Raw genomic sequence first — 6146 nt, forward strand, 5'->3', positions numbered from 1 at the left:
GTCCGTTTTTACTAAAGCACGCGTTAGACGAACGGTATGGAAAAAGCAATCTATTTACTTCTGATATTCAGCATCTTTCTGGTAAGGCAGGCAGCCGGACAACTAAACCCGGTGAGCCCCACTACGGGGGGTGGCAAAGTGAGAGGAACCTTAATTGACCAGAACAGCCGCCAGCCGGTAGGTTACGCCAATATTATTATGTTGCCATTAACCGATACTTCCCAGATTGCCGGCGGCGCCATGACCGATGAAAGAGGCAATTTTTCAATTGATGGCTTACCGTATGGCCAGTTTGTGGCCAAAGTTTCGCTGGTGGGTTATAAATCTAAGCGGTTGCCGGTAGTTTCGTTAACGCCGGAAGCACCGGAAGTACGCCTGGGCACCATTACATTCGCGGCCAGCAGCACCCGGTTGCAGGAAGTAGAGGTGCAGGGCGAACGGCCGACTGTAGCTTACGGGCTGGATCGCAAAGTAGTAAACGTAGCCAAAGATTTAACCAGCATTGCCGGTTCGGCCACCGATGTCATGAAAAATGTACCTTCGGTTACCGTTGACGCCGATGGCGGCATTAGTATGCGGGGCAGCAGCAACCTCCGTATTTTAATTGATGGCCGGCCTACCGGCATGGTGGCCGATAACCAGGCCCAGATACTGGAACAAATACCGGCCAGTTCAATCGAAAGCGTCGAAATTATTACCAACCCTTCTTCTAAATTTGATGCCGAAGGTGAAGGCGGCATTATTAATATTATCCTGAAAAAAGAGAAAAACCAGGGTTTTAACGGGCTGGCTTCAGTAAACGTGGGCACCAACAACCGCTACAACGCCTCGGTGGGCGGCAATTACCGCTATCGCAAATGGAATATTTTCGGCAGCTACGATTTCCGGAAAGATAACCGCAACGGCTACGGCAACCAGGAGCGCTACACCATTTTTGAAGGCCGCACCACCCGGCTGGATCAGGATGAAGAAGAAACCCGGAATTTTACGAATAATGCATTTAAGATTGGCGCTGATTTTACTTTAACTCCGACCCAGACCATCACGGCTTCGTGGCAATACCGCAACCGGCTTTCCAAAGAAACCGAAGAAGTAATTAACCAACTGTTCGGGCCCACTCAAACGTTGCAGGAACATTATAACCGGACCAATCTGGAAAACGACCGCAGTAATAATACCGAATATACGTTGGGCTACCGCAAAACCTTCGCCAAAAAGGGCCGGGAACTAACGGCCGACCTGATTTACAGTGCCGCTACCGGCGGCGAAAACCAGGATTTTACCCAACGCTACCTGGTGTCGGCCGAAGAAAAACCGTTGGTGCTGGAAAGAAGCGATACCGACGAATCTAATTCCCAAATAACCGCCCAGGTAGATTTTTCGGACCCGGTGGGTGAAGACGGCCGCTTTGATGCCGGCTACAAAAGCATTATTAGTACCCGCGACGACGATTACCGGTTTGAAGGATTTAATAACCAAACCGGTATCTGGCAAAATAACCCAGGCATATCGAATAATTTTATTTTCGACCAGCAGGTACACGCCCTGTATGCGACCTACGGCAACAAAATAGGGAAAACCAGTTACCAGTTGGGCAGCCGCCTCGAATATACCGCCAATAAAGGTTTACAAAAGGCCATGAATATTACTGCCCCCGATACCAGCTATCTTAATTTCTTCCCGAGTGTTTTTATTACTCAGGAACTGGATAAAGATAACCAGATACAGGTAAGTTACAGCCGGCGCATCAACCGGCCGGGCATGTGGGACCTGAACCCGTTTGTAGATGTATCGGACCCATTAAACCCGCGGGGCGGCAACCCGGCGCTACGGCCGGAATTTTCGAATGCACTTGAGTTAAGCCAAATCCACTACGGCAAAAACAACTCCAGCCTGAACACCACTTTATTTTACCGGAAAACTACCGATGTGATTCAGCGGTATCGCCGGATTATTGATAGTGTTACCACCTTTAATACCGATATTAACCTGGCTTCGCGCCAGGCCTTTGGTCTGGAATTTATCGCCACCCAAAACCTGACGCGCAACTGGAAAATCAATGGAACGGCGTCGGCTTTCCGGAATATTTTAACCGGCACCAACGAAGGCACCAATATAAATAACCGCAACTTTAGCTGGACCGCCCGCCTGAACTCTAACCTTACTTTCTGGAAAGGCCTGGACCTGCAGGTAGCGGCTAACTACCGTTCGCCGGTGTTGCTGCCGCAAGGCACCATGTCGGCTATATTTTTTACTGAGATGGCGCTTAAAAAAGATGTGCTGAATAAAAAAGGAACGGTAAGCTTCCGGCTGAACGATATCTTTAATACCATGGAATTTAACTTTAACCAGACCGGCGAAAATTTCCGGTCCGAAAGTTACCGCAAGCGGCAGTCCCGGATTGCGTTTATAGGCTTCTCGTACCGCTTCGGTAATACGCCCGGCCAGAACAACCGCCAGCGCGAACGCCGCAACCAGGACAACGACTCCGACGATAACGGCGCACCGGAGATGGACTAATATTTATAAAGCAAGGGAATTTATTTCGGTTACCAACAGCTAACAACTAAGGCGCCATTGAGTAAAAAATACCAATGGCGCCTTAGTTGTTAGCTGCTATTTTTTACTTCAAGGGTATATCATCAGAAAAATAAAGGCAAATAAATTAACCAGCAGCACCACACCGTAAACAATATTAGACTTGCCACTGCTTAATGATAACATTACGATAAATACCGATAAACCTAAAAGCACAATCGATTTGATATCCAGACCCAGGATAATGGGCACATCCAGCAGGATACAAACAACCGCCACACTCGGAATGGTTAACCCAATACTGGCCAAAGCAGAACCCAATGATAAGTTTATACTGGTTTGCAGCCGGTTTTTTCGGGCAGCAATAATGGCCGCAATGGCTTCGGGTAATAAAATGATGGCCGCAATTACAACGCCTACTAAAGATTTAGGCAGGCTGTAGCTAACAATAATACTTTCGATGGTAGGCGAAAGAGTTTTTGCCAGTAATACCACAATACCTAAACTCACAATCAGAAATATAAGACTTGTAAAGAAGTCCCGGTTATTTATCTCGATGGGTTCAGCTGCTTCTTCATTTTCATCGGGCCCGATGGTAAGAAAATATTGCCGGTACCGCCTGGTTTGGGCAAACAAAAAGGAAGAATAAATAATAAGGCAGGCGATAGAGGCAAAAATGAGTTGGGGGGTGGAATAATAAGACCCCTGAACACTTTCCGTAAAGGTAGGAAACACCAGGGTAAACACAACAATGGAGACTAACGAGACCAAAGCTATGGTTACAGAAGACGCGGAAAAATTCTGCTCGTAATGTTTTAGTCCGCCAATCAACAGGCAAAGCCCGATTATACCGTTCAGGATAAGCATGGTGGCCGCGTACACGGTATCTCTGGCCAAGGAAGTAGCCTCCTGCCCTTCCGACATCATAAGAGAAACAATAATGGAGACTTCAATAACGGTGATGGATATTGCCAGAATAATGGTTCCATAGGGTTCTCCTACCCGCTCGGCAATTATTTCGGAATGGTGCACCGCCGACATTACACTAAAAATGAGCAGCACGCTTGCTACAATTTGAAAGAGGCTGCTGTCGTAAATAAGTCCGGAAAAGAAGAGAAGCCAGGCTAATATTGGAATAATAATCGTCCACTGAAGTAATAATCGCATTAATCTGATTTAGAAATATTCGCAAGTTAATATTTTTTACTTGCCCGGGCATTAGAATGCACCTGGCAACCCGCTTCCAGGGAATTTTATAATGTACTTTAAATGGTGTGCCCGTTGTACAGTTTTTAGAAGATGACCGTCAAAGCAGATAGAATTAATAGGACTTTCGCAAAATGGATTTTAACCTAGTAAATCCTCCCTCTTGCCCCCTCTGAAGGAAGACTTTGGATAATTTTGCGAAAGTCCTGATTAAATTTTGGCGGGATGCCGGCTGTCAATGACTATAAGCTGAAGAAGCTGCTGCGCTTTACGCTTAAAAAAAGACAAACTGCCGTAATGGCCTTACCTGTCACGGTTTCAATCCCATCTTTATCCTTTATCTGTGGTTGCTGGTTACCAATCAAAGCTGGTACTGGTTACCCCGTGATACAGGAACAGCATAGGAAAAAGGAAGGCACCTCGCTAAATTTTGGAGAGTTGTGCAACAGCTATTGTTGTTAGGAGCTGGCATTCTTCATTCACCTACTGTGGCTAGAATTTTTCTGATTATATTTTCTGATATTCTAAAGTAAGGCTAAGCGGGGCAGTGTCCGGAAACAAAATTTAGGACTTAAGTTTACTCAATCCCATTGTCTCCCGTTTTCGATATATTTATCTATATCCGTTTCTTTCCATATCCCGGAACCAAGGCCGCTTATGAATGATAAACTATCCCGCTTCTTCTCCTCATTTCTTTTTTTATCAGAGATACCACTTTTTAAAGTATGCTCATTCTGTCCGAATGGTTCAGCTGCTTAATCTGGCGTAATATACAGCAATCGCTTCTACTCCTTGTGTTCATGGGGCTTTCCTTAAACGCTAACATTAATATACCCATTTTTCCACTTTTGTATATTACCTAACGGTTAGTATAGGCAAAGCCCGTAGCGGAGCAAGGGTTTGGTATATATCGTGTTTGAATTGTTTTTCTTTCAATATTCCTGGATTAACACGTTTGTCGGAATATTCAGCCTCTTATGAAGATTTCTTATCATTTCTAAAGTGAGTTTTCTTTTTTTATTCATTATCTCACTAACCCTGCTCTTAAAACCCAGGACTTCGGCCAAGTCTTTCTGCTTTATTCCAAGCTGCTCCATCCTGAACTTTATTGCCTCAATCGGATCTGGTGCCTCAATTGGGAAGTGTTCCTTTTCATAAGCGTCAATCAGGAAGGAAAGCACCTCTAGTTCATCGCCTTCCTCCGTGTTCTGTTCTGCATCAAATATAGCTTCCAGTCTTTGAAGGGCTAGTTGGTAATCTTGTTCTGTTTTTATCAGCTTAATGTTCATTTCTTTTTACTTAAATTTTAGTCGCGTCAACTCTATCATATTCAGCGTGTGTCCCGATGAACCGAATCCATACGATGGCATACTTGAAGTTGATTCTGACTATTAACCTGTAGTTATTCCCCCTGATGTTAAATACAATTCTGTTGTCCTCCAAGATACTAGCCGAAGGATAATTTTTCTTTATCTCGTTTGGAGATTTCCAGTCGGCCTGCTCTGCTTCATTATACCATGCTTTTAGCTGCTGCTCACTATCGGCATGCTTTTCCCAGAAATCCCGCAGGGTCCGTTTGGCTATTACTCTCACTTCTTAACTTTAATAACTCAAATATAATGAAAAAAGTTACCAAAATGGTAACTTTAATGGAAAGTTTTATTTAAAATACCCGCCAACGGACTGGGCTAAAAAGCGTATTTATGCTCTTTAGGTAGTGTTGCCGGGCGGGCTTTTAATCTAAGTCCAATATGATTTTTAAATTCTCTTTTATTATATTTTTAATTACATCATCTAACTGACCAATTCTGTGCATAAGTCTTGAGTTGTCGATTGCCCTTACTTGGTCAATCATGATGTCACAGTCCTCTTTCACGTTAGCTGTTCCTTTTGTCAGATGAACTCGTAATATGTCCGATTCAATCTGGATATTTGTGGTTATAGGGCAAACGATTGTAGAAGGATGAGATTTGTTTAAAAGGTCAGTCTGAATAATAACTACAGGCCTTATTTTGCCCGTTTCAGTTCCTATTCTTGGATTCAAATCGGCTATCCATAATTCAAATTGCTTAGCCCTCATCTTCTAAGGCTTCAAATTCCGCTAACACCGAAAGGGATTCACCGGCAACCAGTTTCGACTCCTTTTCTAGTTGTTTAGCCAAGAGTCTTCTTTTTTGAAGCTTATTATAAAACTCTAGGGCTTCGTTTATATATCTGTTTCTGTTCTTATGGACTTTTGAAAGGATATTCTCCGTTTCCTGAAAAATATTGTCCTCTAATTTTAATGATAGATTTTTCATGCTTGTCAGTTTTATACAAAAGTATACTCTTTTTGTATATACTGCAAGTTTATCATTTTGTTTCTCTGCCTGCCCGCCAACGAGCAAGTCTATGGTTTGTTT

The 6146-nt window shown here is 43.8% G+C and carries 6 protein-coding genes; 1 reads left to right on the forward strand and 5 read right to left on the reverse strand.

Going from position 1 to position 6146, the window contains the following annotated elements; genetic code table 11:
• Positions 1-36 precede the first annotated feature (36 nt).
• The gene (locus AAE02nite_RS25580) at positions 37-2520 is read left to right on the forward strand and encodes a TonB-dependent receptor (RefSeq protein WP_146905537.1); all 2484 of its coding nucleotides are present in this window, start codon (positions 37-39) and stop codon (positions 2518-2520) included.
• A 108-nt stretch (positions 2521-2628) separates the two neighbouring features.
• On the opposite strand, the gene AAE02nite_RS25585 is transcribed toward AAE02nite_RS25580, so the two are convergent.
• From AAE02nite_RS25585 to AAE02nite_RS25605, 5 genes are all read right to left on the reverse strand, one after another.
• Complete coding sequence (locus AAE02nite_RS25585; RefSeq protein WP_146905541.1) at positions 2629-3705, reverse strand: calcium:cation antiporter; 1077 nt, start codon at positions 3703-3705, stop codon at positions 2629-2631.
• Between the two features lie 971 nt (positions 3706-4676).
• Positions 4677-5033 (reverse strand): helix-turn-helix domain-containing protein, encoded by a 357-nt coding sequence (locus tag AAE02nite_RS25590; RefSeq protein WP_146905544.1) that lies wholly within the window; start codon positions 5031-5033, stop codon positions 4677-4679.
• A gap of 10 nt (positions 5034-5043) precedes the next feature.
• Positions 5044-5337, reverse strand: a complete 294-nt coding sequence (locus tag AAE02nite_RS25595) for a type II toxin-antitoxin system HigB family toxin (RefSeq protein WP_146905547.1) — start codon at positions 5335-5337, stop codon at positions 5044-5046.
• A 142-nt stretch (positions 5338-5479) separates the two neighbouring features.
• Entirely contained in the window at positions 5480-5824 is a 345-nt protein-coding gene (locus tag AAE02nite_RS25600) for a type II toxin-antitoxin system PemK/MazF family toxin (protein WP_146905550.1), read from the reverse strand.
• Positions 5814-6146 (reverse strand): hypothetical protein (locus tag AAE02nite_RS25605; protein WP_246151257.1); only part of this gene is annotated, 333 nt, incomplete at its 5' end. The genes AAE02nite_RS25600 and AAE02nite_RS25605, both read right to left, overlap by 11 nt.

The sequence above is a fragment of the Adhaeribacter aerolatus genome, assembly GCF_007991635.1.
In the GTDB taxonomy this organism is placed as follows: Bacteria; Bacteroidota; Bacteroidia; order Cytophagales; family Hymenobacteraceae; genus Adhaeribacter; species Adhaeribacter aerolatus.